19 protein-coding genes and 1 CRISPR repeat array are annotated in these 20,775 nt (G+C 67.1%); of the genes, 10 read left to right on the top strand and 9 right to left on the bottom strand.

The window, feature by feature from the left end; all coding sequences use genetic code 11:
* Positions 1–153 precede the first annotated feature (153 nt).
* From ACK8OX_RS24615 to ACK8OX_RS24585, 7 genes are all read left to right on the top strand, one after another.
* Positions 154–495 (top strand): hypothetical protein, encoded by a 342-nt coding sequence (locus ACK8OX_RS24615; RefSeq protein ID WP_430666930.1) that lies wholly within the window; start codon positions 154–156, stop codon positions 493–495.
* Positions 496–783: 288 nt separating this feature from the next.
* Positions 784–1,725, top strand: a complete 942-nt coding sequence (locus ACK8OX_RS24610) for a replication protein RepA (RefSeq protein WP_430666929.1) — start codon at positions 784–786, stop codon at positions 1,723–1,725.
* Between the two features lie 347 nt (positions 1,726–2,072).
* A complete protein-coding gene (locus ACK8OX_RS24605; protein WP_430666928.1) occupies positions 2,073–2,309 on the top strand; it encodes a DUF4160 domain-containing protein in 237 nt (78 codons plus the stop codon).
* Complete coding sequence (locus ACK8OX_RS24600) at positions 2,296–2,727, top strand: DUF2442 domain-containing protein (RefSeq protein WP_430666927.1); 432 nt, start codon at positions 2,296–2,298, stop codon at positions 2,725–2,727. Before ACK8OX_RS24605 ends, ACK8OX_RS24600 begins: the two co-directional genes overlap by 14 nt.
* A 617-nt stretch (positions 2,728–3,344) precedes the next feature.
* On the top strand, positions 3,345–3,596 hold the full coding sequence (locus ACK8OX_RS24595) for a helix-turn-helix domain-containing protein (protein ID WP_430666926.1): 252 nt from the start codon (positions 3,345–3,347) through the stop codon (positions 3,594–3,596).
* Positions 3,597–3,785: 189 nt separating this feature from the next.
* The gene (locus ACK8OX_RS24590; RefSeq protein ID WP_430666925.1) at positions 3,786–5,507 is read left to right on the top strand and encodes a tyrosine-type recombinase/integrase; all 1,722 of its coding nucleotides are present in this window, start codon (positions 3,786–3,788) and stop codon (positions 5,505–5,507) included.
* Positions 5,504–6,679, top strand: coding sequence for a hypothetical protein (locus ACK8OX_RS24585; RefSeq protein WP_430666924.1), 1,176 nt, complete (start codon positions 5,504–5,506; stop codon positions 6,677–6,679). Before ACK8OX_RS24590 ends, ACK8OX_RS24585 begins: the two co-directional genes overlap by 4 nt.
* Positions 6,680–6,764: 85 nt before the next feature.
* Here the strand turns inward: ACK8OX_RS24585 and ACK8OX_RS24580 are convergent, their stop codons facing one another.
* The 5 genes from ACK8OX_RS24580 to ACK8OX_RS24560 all read right to left on the bottom strand — a co-directional run bounded on the left by ACK8OX_RS24580 (position 6,765) and on the right by ACK8OX_RS24560 (position 10,439).
* Positions 6,765–7,655, bottom strand: coding sequence for a ParA family protein (locus tag ACK8OX_RS24580; protein WP_430666923.1), 891 nt, complete (start codon positions 7,653–7,655; stop codon positions 6,765–6,767).
* 162 nt (positions 7,656–7,817) lie between these two features.
* Positions 7,818–8,252, bottom strand: a complete 435-nt coding sequence (locus ACK8OX_RS24575) for a hypothetical protein (protein WP_430666922.1) — start codon at positions 8,250–8,252, stop codon at positions 7,818–7,820.
* Positions 8,253–8,295: 43 nt separating this feature from the next.
* Positions 8,296–9,108: a hypothetical protein gene (locus tag ACK8OX_RS24570; protein ID WP_430666921.1), complete on the bottom strand. Its 813-nt coding sequence runs from the start codon at positions 9,106–9,108 to the stop codon at positions 8,296–8,298.
* A 37-nt stretch (positions 9,109–9,145) separates the two neighbouring features.
* Positions 9,146–9,424, bottom strand: a complete 279-nt coding sequence (locus tag ACK8OX_RS24565; RefSeq protein WP_430666920.1) for a hypothetical protein — start codon at positions 9,422–9,424, stop codon at positions 9,146–9,148.
* A gap of 1 nt (position 9,425) precedes the next feature.
* The gene (locus ACK8OX_RS24560) at positions 9,426–10,439 is read right to left on the bottom strand and encodes a hypothetical protein (RefSeq protein WP_430666919.1); all 1,014 of its coding nucleotides are present in this window, start codon (positions 10,437–10,439) and stop codon (positions 9,426–9,428) included.
* A gap of 144 nt (positions 10,440–10,583) precedes the next feature.
* Between ACK8OX_RS24560 and ACK8OX_RS24555 the strand changes: the two genes are divergently transcribed.
* Positions 10,584–10,937 carry a hypothetical protein gene (locus tag ACK8OX_RS24555; protein ID WP_430666918.1) on the top strand — a complete coding sequence of 118 codons (354 nt, stop codon included), beginning with the start codon at positions 10,584–10,586 and terminating at the stop codon, positions 10,935–10,937.
* Positions 10,934–11,905, top strand: coding sequence for a tyrosine-type recombinase/integrase (locus ACK8OX_RS24550; RefSeq protein ID WP_430666917.1), 972 nt, complete (start codon positions 10,934–10,936; stop codon positions 11,903–11,905). The genes ACK8OX_RS24555 and ACK8OX_RS24550 overlap by 4 nt, the downstream gene beginning before the upstream one ends.
* 47 nt (positions 11,906–11,952) lie before the next feature.
* On the opposite strand, the gene ACK8OX_RS24545 is transcribed toward ACK8OX_RS24550, so the two are convergent.
* From ACK8OX_RS24545 to cas9, 4 genes are all read right to left on the bottom strand, one after another.
* On the bottom strand, positions 11,953–12,501 hold the full coding sequence (locus ACK8OX_RS24545) for a hypothetical protein (RefSeq protein ID WP_430666916.1): 549 nt from the start codon (positions 12,499–12,501) through the stop codon (positions 11,953–11,955).
* Between the two features lie 148 nt (positions 12,502–12,649).
* Positions 12,650–15,258: a CRISPR direct-repeat array (repeat unit 36 nt; unit sequence GTTGCGGCTGGCCCGCGTTTCCCCATCGGCTACACT).
* 66 nt (positions 15,259–15,324) lie between these two features.
* Positions 15,325–15,630 (bottom strand): CRISPR-associated endonuclease Cas2, encoded by a 306-nt coding sequence (cas2, locus tag ACK8OX_RS24540; RefSeq protein WP_430666915.1) that lies wholly within the window; start codon positions 15,628–15,630, stop codon positions 15,325–15,327.
* A 22-nt stretch (positions 15,631–15,652) separates the two neighbouring features.
* A complete protein-coding gene (gene cas1, locus ACK8OX_RS24535; protein WP_430666914.1) occupies positions 15,653–16,576 on the bottom strand; it encodes a type II CRISPR-associated endonuclease Cas1 in 924 nt (307 codons plus the stop codon).
* Positions 16,577–16,649: 73 nt separating this feature from the next.
* Entirely contained in the window at positions 16,650–19,697 is a 3,048-nt protein-coding gene (cas9, locus tag ACK8OX_RS24530; RefSeq protein WP_430666913.1) for a type II CRISPR RNA-guided endonuclease Cas9, read from the bottom strand.
* Positions 19,698–20,239: 542 nt separating this feature from the next.
* Between cas9 and ACK8OX_RS24525 the strand changes: the two genes are divergently transcribed.
* Positions 20,240–20,775, top strand: a 536-nt coding sequence (locus ACK8OX_RS24525) for a ParA family protein (RefSeq protein WP_430666912.1), incomplete at its 3' end; no start/stop codon positions are given.

The following is a 20,775-nucleotide window of genomic DNA, read 5'->3' as shown; positions in this document are numbered from 1 at the left end:
CCGCGCGATCTTCAGCTTCGGGGGAACGCTGCAGGGCCTCAGCGCCAATCAGGTGAGCGGCTTGGATGCCGCCGTGAAGAATGCCCAGGCCCTGGCTGCGGAGGTCGTGGACCTCCTTAAGGGTGCTGCGCGCGAGAGGGCGGAGGCCACAGCATGAGCGGCGGACGGGCATCCTTGTTCGGGCAGGACACCGACCTGGACCTCTCAAGTTTCAAGCCGAAGGCGCCCGCCAAACCCGAGCAGGTGCGGGACGTCGCCGAGCACGCGGGCTTCCGCAGCAGGGAAGCGGCACCGCCGTCAGCTGAAGGTGAGGCGCCGCGCCGGGAGCCGCGGCGATACCGGACCGGTCGGAACGTGCAGCTTAATCTCAAGGTCAGGCGCGAGGCCGTAGACGCTTTTTACCGGCTTGCGGACGAACAGGGCTGGGTGCTCGGCGAAGCCTTCGAGCGTGCTGTTAGCGCTCTAGATCGAGAGCTTCGGAAAGGCGACCGATAGCTTTCGGAAAGCTAATTGGTAGCCGATAAGTGGACCGCGCAATCAGGCGCTGTGCACGCATTATGAAAACCGATTCGCAGGGACGGTGGACTCTACTGACGGCCGAAAGTTATCCACAGGTGGCGGGTTATCCACGGGACTCTACTGACGCAAGGAGTGGACTCTGCTGACGAAAAGCGAGTCGTCCAGGGGACTCCACTGACGAATCTAATAGTTCAGTTCTAATAGCTTCCGATTAGCTCGCGTCAGTAGAGTCCACCTTGCGCTTGTGTGCTCTCTTGCAGGCAAATGAGGCTCATGGGGGATGTTCACCAACTCATCCTGCGGCACGGCGTCGAGACGGCGCGGTCAATGGCTGCCACGAAAGGCGAGCGCCAGGCGGTTGATGCCGCGGCACAGGTGATGGGCGACGAGGAGAGCCGCCTCGGGATCACCCATGCCGGATTCGCCATGACATCCCTGCCGCACAAGCGGATCGAGGAGGGCTTCTGGCGCCGTGAAGGGCACCGCACGACCCTGCTGGTCGAGGCAGGCCGTGACCGGAGAGGGGCGCTGATCGGCGTGCCTTACGGCTCCATCGCGCGGCTGATCCTCCTTTACCTTCAGACAGAGGCGATCAGGACGAACTCGCCCGAAGTAGAGTTGGGGCGCTCGATGAAAACGTGGATGGGCCGCATGAGCCTCACTACAGGCGGCAAGACCTACCAGCTCGTGGCAGAGCAGGCCCGCCGCATCTCGGCATGCCGGCTGACCTTCTTCACCGACCGCAGCCACGGCGCGGAAGCCCGCCACAACGGCGCTTTCGTCCAGGACGCGATCACCCTGTCCGGCGTAGTCGGCGACGAGGACCAGCCGTCGCTCTGGCAAGACCGCGTGCGGCTGGACGAGCACTTCTGGCACTCGCTGAGGGAACACCCCGTGCCGGTACGCGAAGAGGCGATCAGGGCTATCGGGACGCGCAGCCTCGCGATCGACGTGTACATCTGGCTGGCCTACCGGCTACACGCGCTGACGAAGCCGACCTCCGTGAGCTGGACCGCTATCCATGGCCAGTTTGGCGCCGGCTTTAGGCTCGTCCGCCAGATCAAGCCGACGTTCTGCGAGGCGCTCCAGCTGGCACTGGCGGTCTACCCCGACGCGCAGGTGGACGTTGAGAAGGAGGGTATCATCCTGTACCCATCGCCACCGGCCATCCCGAAGCCCGACGCCCGACGCCTTGGGATTGCCTGAGAGGCTGTCGAGTCTAGTCCGGAGGGGACTCTACTGACACCTCGAGAATGGGTGGACTCTACTGACGACCTCCTGTTCGACCCAGGCCAGAAGCCGGGGCCGGATGGCCAGGACGGCTTCCCATCCTGACGGACACCGTCTGGCCAGGGCGCGCAGGGCGGGCCAGGGATTGCCGCAGGCGACCGCGTAGCAGCGCGATGCGGACCGAGCGTACTTGACGCGCCCGAGCACTTAGACACCTCGCTACTTTACCCTCGATCATGGAAATCGTCGGAACATCCAGAACGCCTGCATCAAAGAGAAGCCGGCTATTTCCAAACCGCTTGGGTTTTCGCTAAACTGTTGAAGTGCCCACGATACTACGCATCGAGGGCCTGCGGTTCGTGATCTATCCAAACGATCACCCGCCGGCCCACGTCCACGTCATTGGCCCAGGCTGGGTCGTGGTGGTGGACCTGCTCGGGCCCGAGGTGCGCGAGGCGGTCGGCTGCAACGAGGCAGAGGCCCGCCGCGTCCTGCGTCTGGCCGTCGGGCACCGGGCGGCGCTGCTGGAAGCGTGGAGGCGGTGGCATGGTGGACCCTGAACTGACGACGGAGGCGTTCGAGGCCGCGCGCGCGCGCGGCGAAACGCGGCTCCGCGGTCCGCGCGCCGAGAGCGCGCACTACGACGCCGGCCGCGACCGGGTGATCGTGCGGCTGACCACGGGCGTCGAGATCGGCTTCGCCCCGCGCGACGCCGAGGGCTTGGCCGGCGCCACGCGCGAAAATCTAGCAGAAATCGAGGTAGAGGCCCTCGGGCTCGGCATCCACTTTCCCCGCCTCGACGCCGATCTCTACGTGCCAGCGCTGCTGGAGGGCGTGCTCGGCTCGAAGGCGTGGATGGCCGCACGGCTCGGGGCCTCTGGAGGCCGGGTCAGCGGGGGTGCCAAGGCAGAGGCCGCACGGCGGAACGGCCGGCACGGTGGCAGGCCCCGCAAGGCGGCAACGGGCGGCGGGAGCTGACGCTGTCGGCGACTTTCGACCGACAGCCAACAGAGTCGGTCTAACAAGCTCAGCATCAGGTCAACCCAGCAAATTAAGCCTTTCGGAGAACGTTCCGCTGTTCTGGTGGTGAGGCTTGGTGAAAGGGCAAAGCGGGACCAGCCCCACGAACAAGCGCAGGGTGGCCCGCCTGCCCCCAACTTCCTGTTCCGGCGGAGCCGGCCCGGAGCCAAGGGCCCGCATCGCTCGGAGAGGTGGCGACGCGGCACGCTTGCTTCTTCACGAAGGCTACCTGCGCCTCCGAGCGGCCATGGGCATCAAGCGTCAGCGGTGCCCTTCCCGTATATGCCGCTAGCCCCACAGTACGAGATCTACTTGGCGCGCTGCTGTCCTTTCACCGACCGCTGCCGAGCAGCGAGCGACCCACATCGAGAGGGCCGCGCGCCAGATTCGTATACGATTTCTCCGACGATTCGTGAATAGCCTATCCGGGTGTACTGCTGCGCCCCGCCAAGTGCCGCGCCGCAGGCTCCGGTGCGTCAGGTCGTGATGCGCGGAGTGCAGTCATGCAGGCCGCCTCTCCACCCGCCGAAGTCCCAATGGATCATGTCGGCAAGGTGAGGGAGGGGCGGTCGTGCATGCGCACCGCATCCGAGGATTGCCATCCCATGTCCCCGCCTTCGTTCCTGCCCAAGCGCCAGCCCTCCGTCCGGGCCGCGCCGCCGCCGCGCATGCTCACCGTGTCGCACACGGCCGAGCACCTGCAGATGTCGCAGAAGACCGTCCGCCGCCTGATCGCGGCCGGCGAACTGCGGTCGCACCGCCTCGGTGGGTGCATCCGTGTCGCCGAGGACGACCTCGCGAGCTTCCTCAGTGCCCGCCGGAAGTGACGTCCCCGCGTCCACGTATGTCCATGTAATTCCCCAGCAAGTCGGGAACTCGTGAGAAGCCCTATCCAATAACGAGATACATGTTCGTGGTATGCTTCTCACGAATCGAGCCGGAATTGCTCTGATCTCCACGAAAGTACGATCATGTCCAACCAGAATACAGCGTCTTCAGACGCTTCCGACACCCAGGTGACGCTCGCCGACGTGCTCAAGTGCTGCCATGACAGCCGGACGCTCACAGAGCGCCGGCGCGGGGAACTGATCTCGGCTGTCCGCACAGTGGCCAAGGGCCTCTGCCGGCTGCCGCGGGAGGTCCCCGCAGCGCCCGGAGCCCTGCGGCCCCTGCTCACGGGGATCACGCCGGCCATGGCGAGCGTCTCGGGAGGCCGATGGCGCAACGTGCTGAGCCTGCTGCGGGCGGCGCTGCGCGTGGCCGGCCTCGATGCCGCCCCGGCTCAATGCCGCGAGCCCCGCTCGCCGGCCTGGCAGGCCCTCATCGGCCAGCTCGACGACTTCCATGCGCGCTACCGCCTTGCCCGCCTCTCCAGCTACTGCACCGACGCGGGGATCGCGCCGGGCGGCGTCACCGACGCGATCCTGGACGCCTTCCTGGAGGATCTCCTCGAGCGCTCCATCAAGGGCGACGTGCACCGCACGCACCGCGAGGCTACGGTCGAATGGAACCGGAATGCCGGCCGACTGCCCGGCTGGCCCGACCGGCAGCTTACGGTTCCCGACCGCCGCCGCGACTTCTCGCTGCCGTGGGTCACCTTCCCGGCGTCGCTGCATGCCGACGTGACGGCCTGGCTCGACCGGCTGGCCGGCAAGAATCTCTCTGACGGCATCTTTGGCGAAGGGGGCGCCGCCTTCCGCCCGCTGCGGCCGGCCTCGCTGAAGACACGACGGCGCCAGATCCACCTCTACCTGTCCGTCCTCGTGCTGGGGGGCGTGCCCGCATCGGATCTGCAGACCCTGGCCGACGCGGTCGTGCCGGAGCGTGCCAAGGTGGCGCTGCTCTACATGAGAGCGCGCAACGGCGGGCAGTGGTCGCGGCACATCCATCACGTCGCCTGCATGGTCGTCGCGATCGCCCGGCACCATGTCTGCACCGACCCGAAGACCCTCGAACGCCTGCGCAGCTTCCGGAGCCACGTCAGGCCGGAGGCGCCCTACGGCATGACGGCGCGCAACCAGCGGCGCCTGATGCCTTTCGACGACCCACGCCGGGTGCGGGACTTGCTGGCGCTCCCGGCGCAGCTCCTGGCCGAGGTGCGCCGGGCCGGCACGCCGACGCGGCCGCTCGCGCTGCGGGTGCAGGCGGCCGTGGCGGTCGAGCTCCTGCTGATGGTGCCGATGCGGATGCGAAACTTGGTGTCGCTGCGGGTCGGCACGGATCTGCTGCGCGGGCGGGACGGCGGCGGCCTGACCGTGGTGCTGCGCGAGGAGGACACCAAGAACCGCGTGCCGCTGGAGGCCTCCCTACCGCCGGAGACGGTGCGCCTGGTCGAGATCTACCTCGCGACCTACCAGCCGCTGCTCTGTGCCGGCGGCGGCTCGGCCTGGCTCTTTCCGCGGCGGGACGGGGAGGGGCGCAAGAGCGACGACGCGCTGCGCGACCTGATCCAGGACACCATCCGCAAGCGCTGCGGCCTCGAGGTGCACCCGCACCTGTTCCGGCACATCGCCGGCAAGCTGACGCTCGACGCGCAGCCGGGCGCTTACGGGCAGGTGCGGCAGATCCTCGGCCACCGGTCGGTCGATACCACTGCGACCTACTACGCCGGCATGGAGGGCAAGGCTGCCCTCCGGCACTACGACGAGCACGTGCTGCGGCTGCGCCATGACGATGACGACAGGGCGGATGCCCCGCAACGATCGCGGTCGCGCCGCCGGCCGGAGCGGCGCGCATGACCGGGGCATCGCCGGACGGCCCCCGGGATGTTGCTCGCTGGCGCGGGCACCGGCGCGAATCCTGGCCCCTTGCCATGTGGCCGGAGCCCGACCGCCGGGCCTGGGAGCGGGCCGTAGGGGCCTCTGACGACCTGTCGGAGGACGGTGGCGCCGGCGCGGACTGGAGGCCGGCGACGCGCCGCAGCGCAGTCTGGGCCTATGGGCGCTGGCTGGCGCACCTCCATGCCACGGGCGCGCTCGACCCCGCCGCCGAACCGGCCGCGCGGGTTACCCCGGAGGCGGTCGCCGGCTACCTCGCGGCACGGGAGGGGAAGGTCACGCCAGTCACGCTGATGAGCAGCATCGCCATGCTGATCATGGTCATGATGGCGCTGACGCCCGATCACGACTGGGCCTGGCTCAAGGAGGTCCATGGACTTTTGCAGATCCGCGCCATTCCGATGCGGGACAAGCGGCCGCGGATCCTGGCCGCGACCGACCTGTTCGACTTCGGCGTCGAGCTGATGAGCGACGCCGAGGCTGCCATTCCCGCCGACGGCACGCCGGCGCCGATGGCGGCGGCGCTGGCCTTCCGGGACGGGCTGATGATCTCCCTCCTCGCCAGCCGGCCGCTGCGGCGGCTGAACTTTCTCGGCATCGAGATCGGCCGGCAGCTGGTGCGCGAACGGGGCGGCTGGCAGCTCCGCTTTACGGCAGCCGAGATGAAGAACCACCAGCGGCTTGAGCTCCCCTTTCCCCGCGCTCTGGAGGGCGCGCTCCTCCGCTACCTGGAGCACTGGCGACCACGGATCCTCGCAGTCAACGATCGCAGACGTGCGAAGCTGGGACCCCAGGGCCGGCCCGCCGGGAGCTACCTGTGGGTCACCATGGAGGGGGGTGCCCTCAGCACGCCAGGGCTGCGGGTAATTCTGTGCGGACGCACCCTGGCGCGCTTCGGGGTACCGGTGACGGCGCATCTCTTCCGGGACTGCGCCGCGACGTCGATCGCCGCGCAGGATCCCGACCACGTGCGGATCGCGGCACAGCTGCTCGGCCACCGCTCGCTGCAAACCACAGCGCGATACTACGTGATCGCCGACAATCGCGCTTCCATTGGCAAGCACCAAGATCGCATCCGGGCGCTGCGGCGCGGCCAGCATGGACGTGGTAGGGGAGACGCGCCGCGATCATGACGGGTGAGGTCGGTCACGAACTTCGAGTGCCTGGTCAGCGGGTGAGTGTCCCACCGCATGAGCGGTCGTCTCGACATGGAAGCGGCTATTCTTTGTTGATGATCGCGTCCATCTGCGCGTGCACTGCTGCGACGCGCTTGCCCAAGTCGTGACTGATTCCCTCGACAAGCTGGACCAGCGCCGCAGCTATGGCGAGGCCCTTTGCATTCTCGCTTTGCTCGACTGCGGCGATGGCTTCAGACGTCTTGCGGTTTGGCGGCGGCGCAGTGGCGCGCGGATCGGCAGACAAGCTAGCCTCTGATACCGGCAAGCCGACCTCGCGCGCCACGTAGCTCCAGAGCGCGTCAAAGGTCTCCTGGTGCCGCCGGCTTATCAGGTCCGGTACCGCCAGTCCCTTCGCGGCCGAGAGGTGAACATCTTCGATTTGTGGCACCGCCACCGGGCAGAGCTGGCCCACCGCCAGGAGCTTCGTCTGGTAGGTCTTGAAGCTGTTCACCCGGTTGTTGACGCGGTTCATGACGAACGAGGCCGGCACCTTGGCCGCGGTGAGCGTCCGCATCCACGGCGTCACGCTGTCCACATCGTCCAGGGTGGCCCCGCACGGCACCAGCACATGGTGGGCGGCGGCGCAGAGATTGATCATGACGCCGTAGTGCGTCTCGATGCTCGGCGGCGTGTCGATCACCACCAGGTCATAGTCCTCGACCAGCGCGACGGTCTTCCGCCAATCGCCAAGCGTGCCGAGAGTAACGGGCGCCGTCATCACCTCCGGGAAGGAAGCCCGCATCTTCTCGCGGCGCTCATGCCACTTCCAGAGCGTCTGCTGCGGATTGAGGTCAGCGCCGATTACGCGAAACCCTGCCATCACGGCAGAGACGAGGATGTTGCGACTCAGGCTGCTCTTGCCCACACCGCCCTTCGGGCTGGCGACGACCAGCACCCGCCGTCTGGCAAGTATTTCAGTGTCCTTCGTCATCTCCCCGGCACCGACGTCCACACGGTAAATGATCGCGTGACGCCAATGCATGCTGCAAGGGAGGCACTTCGCACCCAAAACTTCGGCTGACTGTCCTACATCGCCGGCCAGCCATGGAGGAGCACTACTGTGCTCCGTGGTCTGCACTCACCGGCCAGCCCCTTACTGAAGGGGCTGGCAGTTGCGAACGTAGATCCACCGCCGGCTCCGTTCGCCGTTGCCCGGCAAGTCTCGTTCGGACTGCGCGGCAACGCAGGTGATACTCCCCGCGCGCAGGATCGATCCATCCGGTAGGCGAAGATCGGCCAGATGGCGCGTTGCGACGATGACGTTCGCTACGACCGTCTGCCCGCTGACGGTGACTTGGTCGCCTGCGGCAATCCTCGGCCGCGTGACCGGCCCCACGCGCCCACTGGTCGTGCTGAGCCAGCCGACATCGGTGAAGTTCATCCAGGCGCTGTTGTCCCGGATCGCGATCTCGCTCACCCGCACATCTTCGCTTCGGTGTTGTGCTGACGCGGTGGGCGGGGCTGCAGCCATGGCGGCCAGCAACAGCACGGCATGTCGCGCGGTCGCGCATCGGGATGAATTGGTCATGCTGCTCGCCCTGCCTTCAGTGCCACCATAGCCGGGAAACCGTCTACAGGCCGCAGGTCTGCACGTGCAGGACGCCGCCTCGGTTGCGTTGAAGGCGCACGAGATCACCGCTTTTCGCACCTGACTTGGCGTAGAAGTCCGACACCGCACCACGGCAGCGCAGGAGCATCTTGTCGCCGTCGATGTCGGTTTCGACGGTTTCGCCGGGATCGAAGATCACGGTAACCCGGCGCGCGGCGGCGCTGTTCCGGTTGGAGCCGCCCACCACGCTCTCCGGCAGCAGGTGCAGGGCGGTCCGGACCGACAGGTTGCCATTGCGGATGGCGCCGTCGGTGAGCACGACCGTCACCTCGTCAGGGCCGTCCGCCGGGCGAGGTTCGGCCCGCGATGCGATGGTCGTCTTCACCGGCGCGATGGCCGCGGCCCGGACAGGGCGCGACATCTCCACCACGGGCGGCGGCAATGCGGCGACCTCTCCCACCTGCGCCTTGATCGCGGCGACCGCGTCAGCATCCAGCGGCACCCAGATCACCTGGCCAGGCTTCTGCCCGGCCGGGACCGGGCGAGGCAGACGACGGACGTCATGGAGTACCCAGGGATGCACCCAGCCCGCCGCAAGGACCTCCGCGTCTAGCCCCGTGGGAATGCGGTGCCGATCGCGCGTGGCGGCCAGGTCGGTCGCATTGAGCGGGGGAAGGCTGTCGATGATCTCGGCGGTGCCGACGACGAGGCCGGTGCCCTTGCGGATGAGGGCGATGCGGCCCCGACGCGGCGTCGGCGAGGTGCGCATCTCCCAGATCTTCGTGCCGTCGAGGATGTAGCGGATCCACGGCTCGCGGATGATCAGCCCGTGCATGGCGGGATATGCCTTTCCTGGTGGTGTGGTGGGAGTGTCAGGCGCGGCGCAGGCGGCGGGTGCGCCAGGCTGTGGTGATCACGCAGCCGTCGTCGGCGAGGACCACGTAGGCGTCGAGGTAGGTTTCGAGCGCGGCGTGGATGCGGTCGCCGAGAGCGCGGCGGATGCGGCGGCGGGCCTCCTTGTCGATGTAGAAGACGTCGGCACCGTGCTGCCGCATGGAGGCGCCCTGCTCGACCAGCAGGTTCACCACGAAGGGCGGAATGCCACGCCCCTGGCGGCGCGCCGTCGCGTGACGGGTTTCGCGGAACTCCATCTCACGCCACCTCAGCGCTCCTGGCGGCGAGTTGCCTGTCGATCTCCGCCTTGCTCACTGCGACCCAGGCGCCGCGGGCACGCACGATGCCCCAGTTGCCGGCGCCGTTCCGGCGTCGCCAGCGCGGGACGTCCATCTTCGCGAGGGCGGTGAGGGCCTCGTAGAAGTCGCGGTGCTGCTCCTCCGAACCCTTGGCGCCAACGGTGATGCTCAGGCCTGGCCCACTTTTCGCGGTACGCACGACGTGGTCCGGCATGAATGGCGTGCCGTCCACATCCTGCGGCACGAGGATCATGCCGTTGCCGTCGGGCTCGGCGACCTTGTCGATATCGAACGGCTCCTGTCCGTCGTTGGGGTTCTCCCAGCGCGAGGGGCAGAAATCCCGGCGGCGCAGCAGCCAGGCCTTCGCCTCCTGGGCGGCGACATTGCCGGTGTCGTCGAGGCGAAGTTCACCGAGGCTGACGGCGTTGCGGACGGCGCCGAGCGAGATGCCCGAGAGAAGCTGCAGGCCTTCCAGCGTCACGGTGCCGCCGAAGTCGATCGCGGCCCGGGCGGCAACGCCCTGCCAGATCTGCGGATAGGTGTCGCCGAACAGCATGGCGCCGTGCTCGAGCATCGTCCTGGCCTGGTCGAGCAGGGCTTTGACGCGGCGTTCGCGGTCCTCGCGCGAGAAAGGCTGATCGTAGGGTTCGTCCGGCGCGGTTCCCTGCGCAGCGTAGGCTGCCCCGTCACGCCAGACCTTGGTCGCTTCGACCCAGTCGAGAGAGGCCTCGTGTTGGTCGAAGAACACGCGCCAGCCAAGGCGATCGAACAGCTCCGCGGAGATGGCCGAGCCGCTCCGAAGGACGAAGGGGCGCAGTGCCGCCTGCGTGGCGTCCTCACCGAAGGTCAGGGCGAATACCTGGCCGAGCGCAGGCACGGCGCGGGCGAGGGCTTGTGCGACGTCCATGTGGAAGTCGATGAGCTCGTCTTCGTTGATGGGGAAGGCGAAGGCTGGGGTGCCAATCTGGGTCATTGGTGTGTCTCCGATCTTCTTTGCCTCTTGTATCGATCTCGACCTACTTTGAAAAGGGCGAAAAGAACGAGGGCATCCTTTTTTCCTTCGTTGTAAACAACTCAAATCGTGCTATGTGTGATAATGTCCTTTATCATATGAAAAGTGGCGGCAATCATGGCGATCACAGCTACCGACGTTGACGTGCTGCACCGCTACGCCGATGGCGTGATGAACCGGGCTGACCACCATGCCGATCAGGTGAAGGGGATTGCGCTGACGCTGCTTGGCGCCATCATCTGGCGCGGCGATCCAGGCTCGATCGAGATCAAGCAGTATGCTGGCGGCTTGGCGAACGTCCTATGGGTGAGCATCGGCGGTCGGCGCTACGCCTTCGCCTATAATCATCAGACCGGGAAGATTGAGATACGCGACCGGACCCAGTCTGGCCAAGCAATCCACAGTTTTGACGATCAGACGTCGGTTTCGAAGGTCGAGGCAGTGTTTCGCAACCTATGACGGGTGCACTCATACGACCCCCAGTCCCCCAGGCTGATGCGCTACCCGCGCTCGTCGCCGCTGCTGGGGAGCGCGCCGGCCTGCGCTTCCTCGAGTTCTTCGCTGCCAACATCCGAAACCCGAACACCCGCCGCGCCTATGCCCGCGCCGTGGCGGACTTCCTCACCTGGTGCGAGGCGGAAGCTGGCGTCGCCTCGCTCGCCGCCGTCCAGCCGCTGCACGTCGCGACCTGGATCGAGATGCAGACCCGGGAACGCTCAGCGCCGACCGCGAAGCAGCGGCTCGCGGCGCTGCGGCATCTCTTCGACTGGCTGGTCACCGGACAGGTGATCTCGACGAACCCCGCCGCATCGGTGCGCGGGCCGCGGCACAGTGCGACAAAGGGCAAGACGCCGGTGCTCGACGCGGCGGAGGCGCGGCAGTTGCTCGACAGCATCGACGTCTCGACGTCGATCGGCCTGCGCGACCGGGCGCTGATCGCGCTGATGGTGTTCTCCTTCGCGCGGGTTGGCGCGGCGCTCGGGATGCGCGTCGAGGACGTCTACACGCAGGGGCGCCGGCTCTGGGTGCGGCTGCGCGAGAAGGGCGGCAAGCGCCACGAGATACCCTGTCACCATACGCTGGAGGAGTACCTGCACGCCTACCTCGACGGCGCCGGCATCGCGGACGATCCCAAGGGGCCGCTGTTCCGCACGATCGGCCGCGGCACGGGGCGGCTGACGCGCGCGCCCCTACCCCAGGCCAACGCCTACGCGATGGTTCGCCGCCGTGCCGAGGCCGCCGGTATCGGCACGCGGATCGGCAACCATACGTTCCGCGCAACCGGCATCACCGCCTATCTGAAGAACGGCGGCACGCTGGAGAACGCCGCCGCTATGGCGAACCACGCCAGCACCCGCACGACGCAGCTCTACGATCGTCGGCGCGACGAGATCAGCCTCGACGAGGTGGAGCGGATCAGCGTGTGAGGTCAGCCTCGATCCGGATCAATGCTCGCTCAGCAGCTCGGTGAACCTCAGAAGCGTGGTTGAAGCAGCCGGCACTCACCGACGATTTCGACAGAGTCAAATTTCATATAGCTTCCAGGCTCTTGTCGTCCGTCTGGATGCTGCACCACGTAAGCGCGCTCGGTAATCTGACGGTACTCGCCCGTCACACGATTGATCTCATGCTTGACGCGGCCTGGTGCGGACTGCCTAGACCCGACGCCGTCGCACCAACGATAGAAAGATTGCCGTGGGTGGTTCGGCGAAGCGAGCCAAGGATTTTCGGTGTTGATGGCCAGCTCGCAGCGTTGATCCGTAGACCACCGCTGTTTGATAATTGTCACCTGCCCTGGCTGTGTGGTGAACGAGATTTGCGTGTTGCTCACCTCAACGTTGACCAATCTACCGCCTTCGAGGTGCTGCGCTGTCCGGCGATCCGGATCCAGTCGGAAATCGATTGATGATTTCCGTCCCTCGTTCCAAGGCAGCGCATACTCGCAGCGTAAGAACACTTCCATGCCAAATGCTGGCGTGACCACAACAGTACCGACGAAGCCAGCGAGAATACGACGCAGCACCGGCGTCTCCTTGGAAGGTCAGGCTGAACATGGCGGCGCGCCAAGTGGACGCGGTGTGGAGTAGTCCCCATCAAACCTGACATGCGGCTTGGTTGGCTGACTGATGGGCGATGAACTCACGCGGCGAGCGTATGCGTAAGCCGGAGTGCGGGTGGATGGCCCGCGTTTCCCCATCGGCTACACTCCCGGCGTCTTCGGCGCTCTCGCCCGCCAGGTTGCGGCTGGCCCGCGTTTCCCCATCGGCTACACTCTTCACCCGTTCGGCCCGGCGCTGCACCGTGTTGCGGCTGGCCCGCGTTTCCCCATCGGCTACACTGCCCTACACGATCGACCGGATGGTGGCGCAGTTGCGGCTGGCCCGCGTTTCCCCATCGGCTACACTCGGCGCCGTCATCTCCTCGCTGGCGGACCTGTTGCGGCTGGCCCGCGTTTCCCCATCGGCTACACTCCTCGTCTCCAACGGCGACCGCATCCGGCAGTTGCGGCTGGCCCGCGTTTCCCCATCGGCTACACTGACGCGCGCCATCGAGCTGCTGACCCTGCGGTTGCGGCTGGCCCGCGTTTCCCCATCGGCTACACTTGCCGCCGCGAGCTACCTGCGCGTGCTGCTGTTGCGGCTGGCCCGCGTTTCCCCATCGGCTACACTGGCACGCCGCAGTGCCCGCCCGGATCGCGTGTTGCGGCTGGCCCGCGTTTCCCCATCGGCTACACTCGCGGATAGATGAAGGGCTGCCACCCGAAGGTTGCGGCTGGCCCGCGTTTCCCCATCGGCTACACTTCTGCGCCCCGACACGACGGAGCGCGCCGAGTTGCGGCTGGCCCGCGTTTCCCCATCGGCTACACTATGGTGCTGCGCCGGTTGGCCTCGGTGATGTTGCGGCTGGCCCGCGTTTCCCCATCGGCTACACTGCGGCCCGACAGCACGGAATTCTTCCTGTCGTTGCGGCTGGCCCGCGTTTCCCCATCGGCTACACTCATGGCCCGCATCGAAATCGCCACCGCCGCGTTGCGGCTGGCCCGCGTTTCCCCATCGGCTACACTGGTGCGAGAGAGCGGATGCGCCGCGCCGTAGTTGCGGCTGGCCCGCGTTTCCCCATCGGCTACACTCGGCTGCGCCTGACCGTCCGCGTCGGTGGGTTGCGGCTGGCCCGCGTTTCCCCATCGGCTACACTGATGGCGACGGCGCAGGTGCCGTCCTCGGCGTTGCGGCTGGCCCGCGTTTCCCCATCGGCTACACTCGCCGGCTCCGCCTGCACCACCTCGGCGGGGTTGCGGCTGGCCCGCGTTTCCCCATCGGCTACACTCGTCGCGGCCTTCGACACGACGGCGATGGCGTTGCGGCTGGCCCGCGTTTCCCCATCGGCTACACTGCGCGCGTGCAGCGCATACATCCGGCGCGCCGTTGCGGCTGGCCCGCGTTTCCCCATCGGCTACACTCCATTGGCAGCGCGAGTTCCTGGCGGAGCAGTTGCGGCTGGCCCGCGTTTCCCCATCGGCTACACTCACCACGCGCGTGTCGATCGTGCCGCCGCCGTTGCGGCTGGCCCGCGTTTCCCCATCGGCTACACTCGCCTACACGTTCGCGTTCAACGTCGGCGTGTTGCGGCTGGCCCGCGTTTCCCCATCGGCTACACTTGGCGCTAGCAGTAGTATTACCATTGCTTGGTTGCGGCTGGCCCGCGTTTCCCCATCGGCTACACTGCGTCCGCCGTGACCGAGACGGCCCCGGACGTTGCGGCTGGCCCGCGTTTCCCCATCGGCTACACTCGCGCTGGCGCGCATCAACGAGGTCACCGGGTTGCGGCTGGCCCGCGTTTCCCCATCGGCTACACTTTGCCGCCTGCAACGCAACGTCGGGTGCCAGTTGCGGCTGGCCCGCGTTTCCCCATCGGCTACACTGACGGTCAGGCGCAGCCGGCTCCCGACCTCGTTGCGGCTGGCCCGCGTTTCCCCATCGGCTACACTTATCTCTGACGCCGACAACGGAGCCCCTTAGTTGCGGCTGGCCCGCGTTTCCCCATCGGCTACACTCGGCGTGGGGTGGGGCTGGCATGCGACATGGTTGCGGCTGGCCCGCGTTTCCCCATCGGCTACACTCGTCGGCGTCTACACCGTGCGCTTCACGGCGTTGCGGCTGGCCCGCGTTTCCCCATCGGCTACACTGGTGCGGTCCACCGCCGTCGCCGCCGCGCTGTTGCGGCTGGCCCGCGTTTCCCCATCGGCTACACTCATCGCGGCGGCCGCCGGCGCCGCCCCCGGCGTTGCGGCTGGCCCGCGTTTCCCCATCGGCTACACTGTCCGCAAATGACCGAGCCGCGACGCTACCGTTGCGGCTGGCCCGCGTTTCCCCATCGGCTACACTGGCCGCGGCGGGGACGGGGTTCGGGGTCTCGTTGCGGCTGGCCCGCGTTTCCCCATCGGCTACACTGGCGCAGAACCTGCTGACGGGCGGGGTCGTGTTGCGGCTGGCCCGCGTTTCCCCATCGGCTACACTACCGGGAGAACGGCCACCCGCGCCTCGCCCAGTTGCGGCTGGCCCGCGTTTCCCCATCGGCTACACTGGTGACGAGCCCGCCGGCGACCCGACTCTCGTTGCGGCTGGCCCGCGTTTCCCCATCGGCTACACTGCCGCCGGGCTGCGGCCCGAACAGGCGGCGTTGCGGCTGGCCCGCGTTTCCCCATCGGCTACACTAACGCGCCGGAGGAGGGCAACTGGGTCGTGTTGCGGCTGGCCCGCGTTTCCCCATCGGCTACACTTCGGAACCCGTTTATCTCTTTGATTAAAAAGAGATAAACGGGAATTTTTGCTCCGGCTTGCGTCCATCAGAAAAGGGCCAGTTGCTCCGGTGCCGACCGGCCCTGGCCCCGCTGCCGCCCCCTGAAGGTCGCCATCTGCGCGAACTGCCTGTCCGTCACCGACAGGACATGGATGCTGCCAGTGCCCGGCAGGTTGCGGCCGATGTCCCGGATCCGCCGCTCGACCTGTTCCTTACCGGCGCAAAACCGCATGTAGACGCTGAATTGGCTCATCTCGTACCCCTGGCCGAGCAGCCAGTTGCGGAACGCCGTAGCCTGCCGGCGTTGCGCCTTCGTGCCGACCGGAAGGTCGAACATCACCAGCAGCCACATGAAACGGTAGGCCGAGGCAGCATCAGATCGAAGCGACATCTGCGGCAGGCCAGCCCTCATCCGCACGGCCGGGCGCTAGGCCAAGGACTGGAAGATCCAGTGAGATCGCCCCGTCTGCGTAGCTGCCCGCTAGCGACTGCGCGAGCCGCTGAACGCAGGTGGAGAGCGGCGTCGTGCCTGCTTTGGTGGGCAGGTTCCGGGACAGGACACCGACGAGCAGCCTCTTGCTGGCCGGCGTTACGGTCGTCGTACCGTCGCGCACAAGGCCGAGCACGGCCAAATCCACCATGGGCCTGAAGGGCTCCATCAGATCGTCCGCCAGAGCCATCGCGTTCTGAGGGTGCCGGTGGAAAATCCCGATCGACGGATGCAGGCCGGCCGCGCACACTGCTCTCACGACGGCGGCACGCAGCACCGCATAACCGTAGTTGAGTGCCGGATTCGGCCATTCGCCGTCAGCATCGCGGCGGAACTCCTTGCCGAACATCAGCGGCCAGTAGCGCCTTGCGGCCTGCGCCTCGATGTTCTCGGGGTCACCAGCCTTCACGAGGCTCGCCAGCCGGACAAAGGCTCCAGAAGGCATGACGGCCTCGCGAAGCGCCCAGCCCTGGTGCAACACCTTCGCGGCCACGATCTCCGCCCAGAGGCGCTTCGCAAGCACACGGGTGCGTGCGATCTGCGCCTCCATCCGGCGCTGCTGGGCGTGGTGCCCCACGATGGGCCATAGCACCGACGCCGGGACGAAGTTGGGTCCGCATAGCACGAGTGGGACGCCCTGCTCCGCAAGGGCGGACGCTAGATTTAGGGAGAGGGTGGTCCCGTGTCCGGTTGCGATCACTCCGGCCAAGTCCTCGATCGGCAAGCGGCCGAGCTCCTCGCCCTGGGAGGAGACGGTCAGGAAGCCGCGGTCCTTCGACAGGTGCCGTCCGTCTTCCGCGATCTCCACAAAGCGTCCCAGCGGGCTCACAGGATCGGGCCCGGATCGCGGATAGCGCTGGCAGGATCGACGGAAATCGGCCTTACGCCCTCGCGCTGCATACCGGAGGCGGACAGCATGACATAGCGAAATGGGTCCTGCTGATCGCGGTGTCGCTCGCGGATGTTCCCCGCCTCGAAGTGGTCGCGAAGACCAGCCGGCCCGGATCGAGATTCACCACGGTGAGAATGCGCCGCACGGTGCCCACTCCCATGGCGACCATGTCTCCCTTGTGCAACCGCATCATGAGCCGCGCGGCCGGATGCGGCCTCAAGTCGGGGACAGGACGCCCGAGGCGCCGCGCTTCGGCCTCCCTCGCCGCGTCGAAGGTGGAGACCACCCAGAGGCGCAAGCGGCCGCCTGGCATGCGCCAGACTTCTGCGCGGTGGTTTCCATCTCGCTTGAGCACCTTGTAGGAGACGCCAGTGCGCCTGTCCGAAAGCACCACCGCGCTGTCGAGGCGTTCCACCATTCGGACGCGTCGCACGGTGACCCCCAACGGATGCTCGACGGCGGCAAGCGCAGCCTTTCGTGCCTGCTTGTCGGCCGTAAGAAGCGCCTCCCGGACCTTCGCTGCGAGTGTTGGGTCGCGCACTGCCTGCGCCGCATCGGGACCCTTGTCGCCCAGCGCCTCAAGCGGCCTCCTGACCACGACATTCGGTTCGCCGTCCTGCGCGTTCCGGATCGGGCCATAGGCTGTGTCGTTGTGGAGCGCCGCCTGCCATCCGTGATCAGGTTTGTGGCTCACGAAGATCGCCTTAGTCGCCGCTGCCGCCTGGGGGATAAAACCCGGCCAGGGCTCGCCGACCTCAGCGAAACGGCGCCGGCCCTCTTCCTCGCCGCGTTTCGCGGCGGTCTGGACGCGCTGCAGGAACGACCTGTCGATCAGCCCCACGACAAGCGCATCGATGGCGTGGTGTCGATGGTCGGTGCGGTCCTTCCTCGCTCCGCCCTTGCCCAGCAGGGCGTCGCTGTTCAGGCCAAGCGCATCGCGGAGCATCGCCGTGATGCGGCCTGGCACGGCGACCACGCGGTCCGGGGCGATGACCTCCAGGTACATCCTCGCCAGCCGCGCCAGCCACGCGCTCTCAGTCAGATGCCTGGCGAGGAAGTCGCCATCCCGCGACAGCCGGGCGAGGGCATCAGGCTGGAAGCGCCATCGCTTGTTGGGCGGCAGAAGCCGGGCGCGTTCGAGTATCGCGGGCCACTCGGCGGTGTGCCCGAACGCATCGAACGGCGATTGGCGCCGCTTCAGCCGGTTCGCCTCGCGCGTACATAGCACGCGATTCGCCGCGCTATCATCGAAGGTCAGCGCGAATGGGAGGATGTGATCCTCCTCGACCTCGTCCGAGAGGGCGGCTCGCGGCGTGATGATCGCCCCCGTGTAGGGGCAAACGCGGTCCTTCGGGTCGCGCGCTTGCTCTTCCCAGATGCGGAAGCGCATCAAATTTCGGCTGTTCACCGGAAAGCCGAACCTCTCGATCTCCCGCGCGCGTCGCTCGTTGGCCCGCTGATTCTCCGCCTGCTCGCGGTTTACCGCCTCCCGTTGCGCCTTGCTGCGGCCGAGCTCGCGCAGCACTTCGATCGACACCTCCTGGGGGGGGCCGAAGCGCTCGATAATCGCATTCACGACGCGCCGCAGTTCGTTCAGTCCGACATGCACGGTCGGATTGGACGCGCGGCCGAGGCGCTTTTCGTCGGCGTCCTCCGGAGCGTTAGAGCCGGAGCCAATGCGGTCGCCGAGGATCTCGCCGTAGTATGGTAGGCGATTCCTGATCTCGCCGGTGCGCCTGTTGGAGTGATGGGCGTAGCCTGCGGTCTTGACGGCCTCGTCGTAGCGACAGCCTTGCTCGAGGTGCGGCAGGATCGCCCGCATCGCCTTCACGGAGAGTGCTGCCGTGCCGTCGGGCAGGGACGACTTCGCAACGGCGGCTGCCTGCGCCGCGTTGAGCCCGAGTGCCGCAAGGCCGGAGGCCAGCGACGTCTCGTCATCCGCATCCAGCAGGAGCTCGACCGCAGCGTCCTGCACCTCGACCGGAAGCTCGTGCCATGCGTCGCCAATTACGCGCTTCGCCCCAAGGCGGTGGGCTGTCTCGTCGCCCTTCAGGCCGTCCCGCTTGGCGCTCTGAAGGTTGAAATCTGTATCGGCCGGGAGTTTCAGCCCGGAGCGGATTTTGTCGAACGACAGGTCGCGGCCGCGTCGCAAAGTGGCAAATAGAACGGCGCGCTCCGCAACCGACAGCGCGCGGGTGGGTTGTCCAGGCGCGCTGATTCTCAGGTTCGCCAACTCCTGCGCGATCCGGAAGCGCTGTGCGGTCGGAAGGGCCCGGTACGCGCGATCCTCCTCCGGCTCCAGCCAGCATCTGCCGCGTGGCACAGCTCTCAGGGGGCGCTGGTGAAAGACGATCTGCCGGAGTGCCTGACCCATCCCTTCGGTGAGCGCCGGGTTCCAGGCCGCCTGGGCTCGCCAGATCGTGTCGAACTCTGCCCGGACGAGATCGCGTGTCGGGTAGAAGCCGTAGGCGGCTTTTGCGCCGGCGCCGACCAGCCTGGTTCGGACCGGCTGCCGGGCTACGTGCCGCTCGGCGAGCCAGGCGCCGAGTGTCGGTGAGCGGGCGCGAGCTAGTTCGGCCTTCAGCAACCCAGCAGCGGTCGCGATCTTCCCGCTCTCCTCGTTTCCGCGATCTGTCTTCCGGTTCGACGCGAAGCCGCGCCGCTGAGCAAGGTGGAAGATAACGCGGCCGAGTTCCGCCGGCAGCAATCGACGTGTTAGCGCTTCGGCGCGGAGCGGCCAGGGGTCGAGGCTGGCAATACGGCGGCGCTCAGTTTCCGAGTTGGGCATCAGCCCAAGGCGTGTGAGCGCGTTCAGAAGAGCACTGCGGCGCTGGAGATACCGGTCCCGGTTCCGTCGCATAGCTCGCGGAAGCCGTCGGGCCGCCGCATTGGACGAGCCATCCTTCGGGTTCCGGCCGTCTGGGAAGATCCTGACTGCCATGCCGAGTATCCCGGCGGGGGCGGATCTTTCGTCCAACTCGAGGCAGCACCAGCCGATGGAGTTGGCTCCCAGATCAAGAGCCAAGCGATAAGGCACTGCAGCAACCCCTATTGATCCCTAGTCCGAATTATTGCACGTTGCCGCAGCGGAACCAGCACTCCGTTAGCCGATGGGGAAACGCGGGCCTTCCGTTAACAAGGGTCTACGGATCCACCGAATGAGGGGGTGAGCCACGGCTCGCCCCCTTTTTCGTCTGGAGGCAGCGTGTGGAGGTTAAGAATTTGTTGCCGCATGAGCAGGGGTGAGCCGCGCCCGGCGCTGATTAGTGCCCAGCGGTGCGGTGGAGAGTGGGCATAGCCCGTCCGCGCGGGGATGTGCCTTTGCTTCCTCAAACGCGGGCCGTCTTGCTAGGCCGCCTACCCTGCGCGCCATTTACCCGCGCGGCGGCGGCCTTGGCTGGCGAGCCAAGGCGAGCAATTCGCTGCTGTCTTCTTCGCCGTCATCGCGCCATCCTCTCAACAGTTGAGAGCCTCTGGCAAACCCGGCGCGGCTCAATGGATACTAAGTAGCTATCAGTTGACTTTCGCATAGCTTCCTAGCTACTATCGGTCTGCAATGGGGTAGTGGGGGGCTAGCCGATGCCCACAATCGTGTTCGCGTCACCGAAGGGCGGCGCCGGGAAGAGCACCTCCGCCGTGGTGCTGGCGACCGAGTTGGCGCGACGTGGCGCCGAGGTTGTCGTCATTGACGCAGACCCCAACCGCCCTGTCAGCCAGTGGGCCAGCCGTCCGGGCCGCCCGGAGACGCTCAGCGTCCTCGCCGAGGCGACCGAGGCATCAATCATCGACGACATTGAGGCCGCGGCTGCCCGCGTCCCCTTCGTCATCGTGGACCTCGAGGGCACGGCGAGCATGACGGTGGCTTACGCCATCAGCCGCGCAGACCTGGTCATCGTGCCCACGCAGGGGAGCCAGCTCGACGCAGCCGAAGCCGCCAAGGCCATCCGGCTCATCCGCCAGCAGGAGCGCGCCTTCGGCCGGGCGATCCCCTACGCGGTCCTCCTGACGCGGACCTCGGCGGCGATCCGCCCGCGCACCCTCCAGCACATCCGCGAGGAGATGGCGCGGAACGACGTGCCTGTGCTCGAGACGCAGATGCACGAACGTGAGGCCTT

Origin of the sequence: Falsiroseomonas sp. CW058 (genome assembly GCF_050563535.1) — a bacterium.
In the GTDB taxonomy this organism is placed as follows: domain Bacteria; phylum Pseudomonadota; class Alphaproteobacteria; order Acetobacterales; family Acetobacteraceae; genus Falsiroseomonas.
The sequence above is the reverse complement of the archived record's forward strand: the minus strand, read 5'-3'. Positions and strand labels throughout refer to the sequence as shown.

Bases quoted from the DNA above. Each gene is read 5' to 3' on its own strand.
- ACK8OX_RS24550 (WP_430666917.1), top strand. From the start codon at position 10,934: ATGACGGGTGCACTCATACGACCCCCAGTCCCCCAGGCTGATGCGCTA.
- ACK8OX_RS24615 (WP_430666930.1), top strand. From the start codon at position 154: ATGAGCGGCGGACGGGCATCCTTGTTCGGGCAGGACACCGACCTGGAC.
- ACK8OX_RS24565 (WP_430666920.1), bottom strand. From the start codon at position 9,424: ATGGAGTTCCGCGAAACCCGTCACGCGACGGCGCGCCGCCAGGGGCGT.
- ACK8OX_RS24580 (WP_430666923.1), bottom strand. From the start codon at position 7,655: ATGACGAAGGACACTGAAATACTTGCCAGACGGCGGGTGCTGGTCGTC.
- cas2 (WP_430666915.1), bottom strand. From the start codon at position 15,630: ATGTGGCTGCTGGTGATGTTCGACCTTCCGGTCGGCACGAAGGCGCAA.
- ACK8OX_RS24585 (WP_430666924.1), top strand. From the start codon at position 5,504: ATGACCGGGGCATCGCCGGACGGCCCCCGGGATGTTGCTCGCTGGCGC.
- ACK8OX_RS24600 (WP_430666927.1), top strand. From the start codon at position 2,296: ATGGTGGACCCTGAACTGACGACGGAGGCGTTCGAGGCCGCGCGCGCG.
- ACK8OX_RS24560 (WP_430666919.1), bottom strand. From the start codon at position 10,439: ATGACCCAGATTGGCACCCCAGCCTTCGCCTTCCCCATCAACGAAGAC.
- ACK8OX_RS24570 (WP_430666921.1), bottom strand. From the start codon at position 9,108: ATGCACGGGCTGATCATCCGCGAGCCGTGGATCCGCTACATCCTCGAC.
- ACK8OX_RS24610 (WP_430666929.1), top strand. From the start codon at position 784: ATGAGGCTCATGGGGGATGTTCACCAACTCATCCTGCGGCACGGCGTC.
- ACK8OX_RS24575 (WP_430666922.1), bottom strand. From the start codon at position 8,252: ATGACCAATTCATCCCGATGCGCGACCGCGCGACATGCCGTGCTGTTG.
- ACK8OX_RS24595 (WP_430666926.1), top strand. From the start codon at position 3,345: ATGCGCACCGCATCCGAGGATTGCCATCCCATGTCCCCGCCTTCGTTC.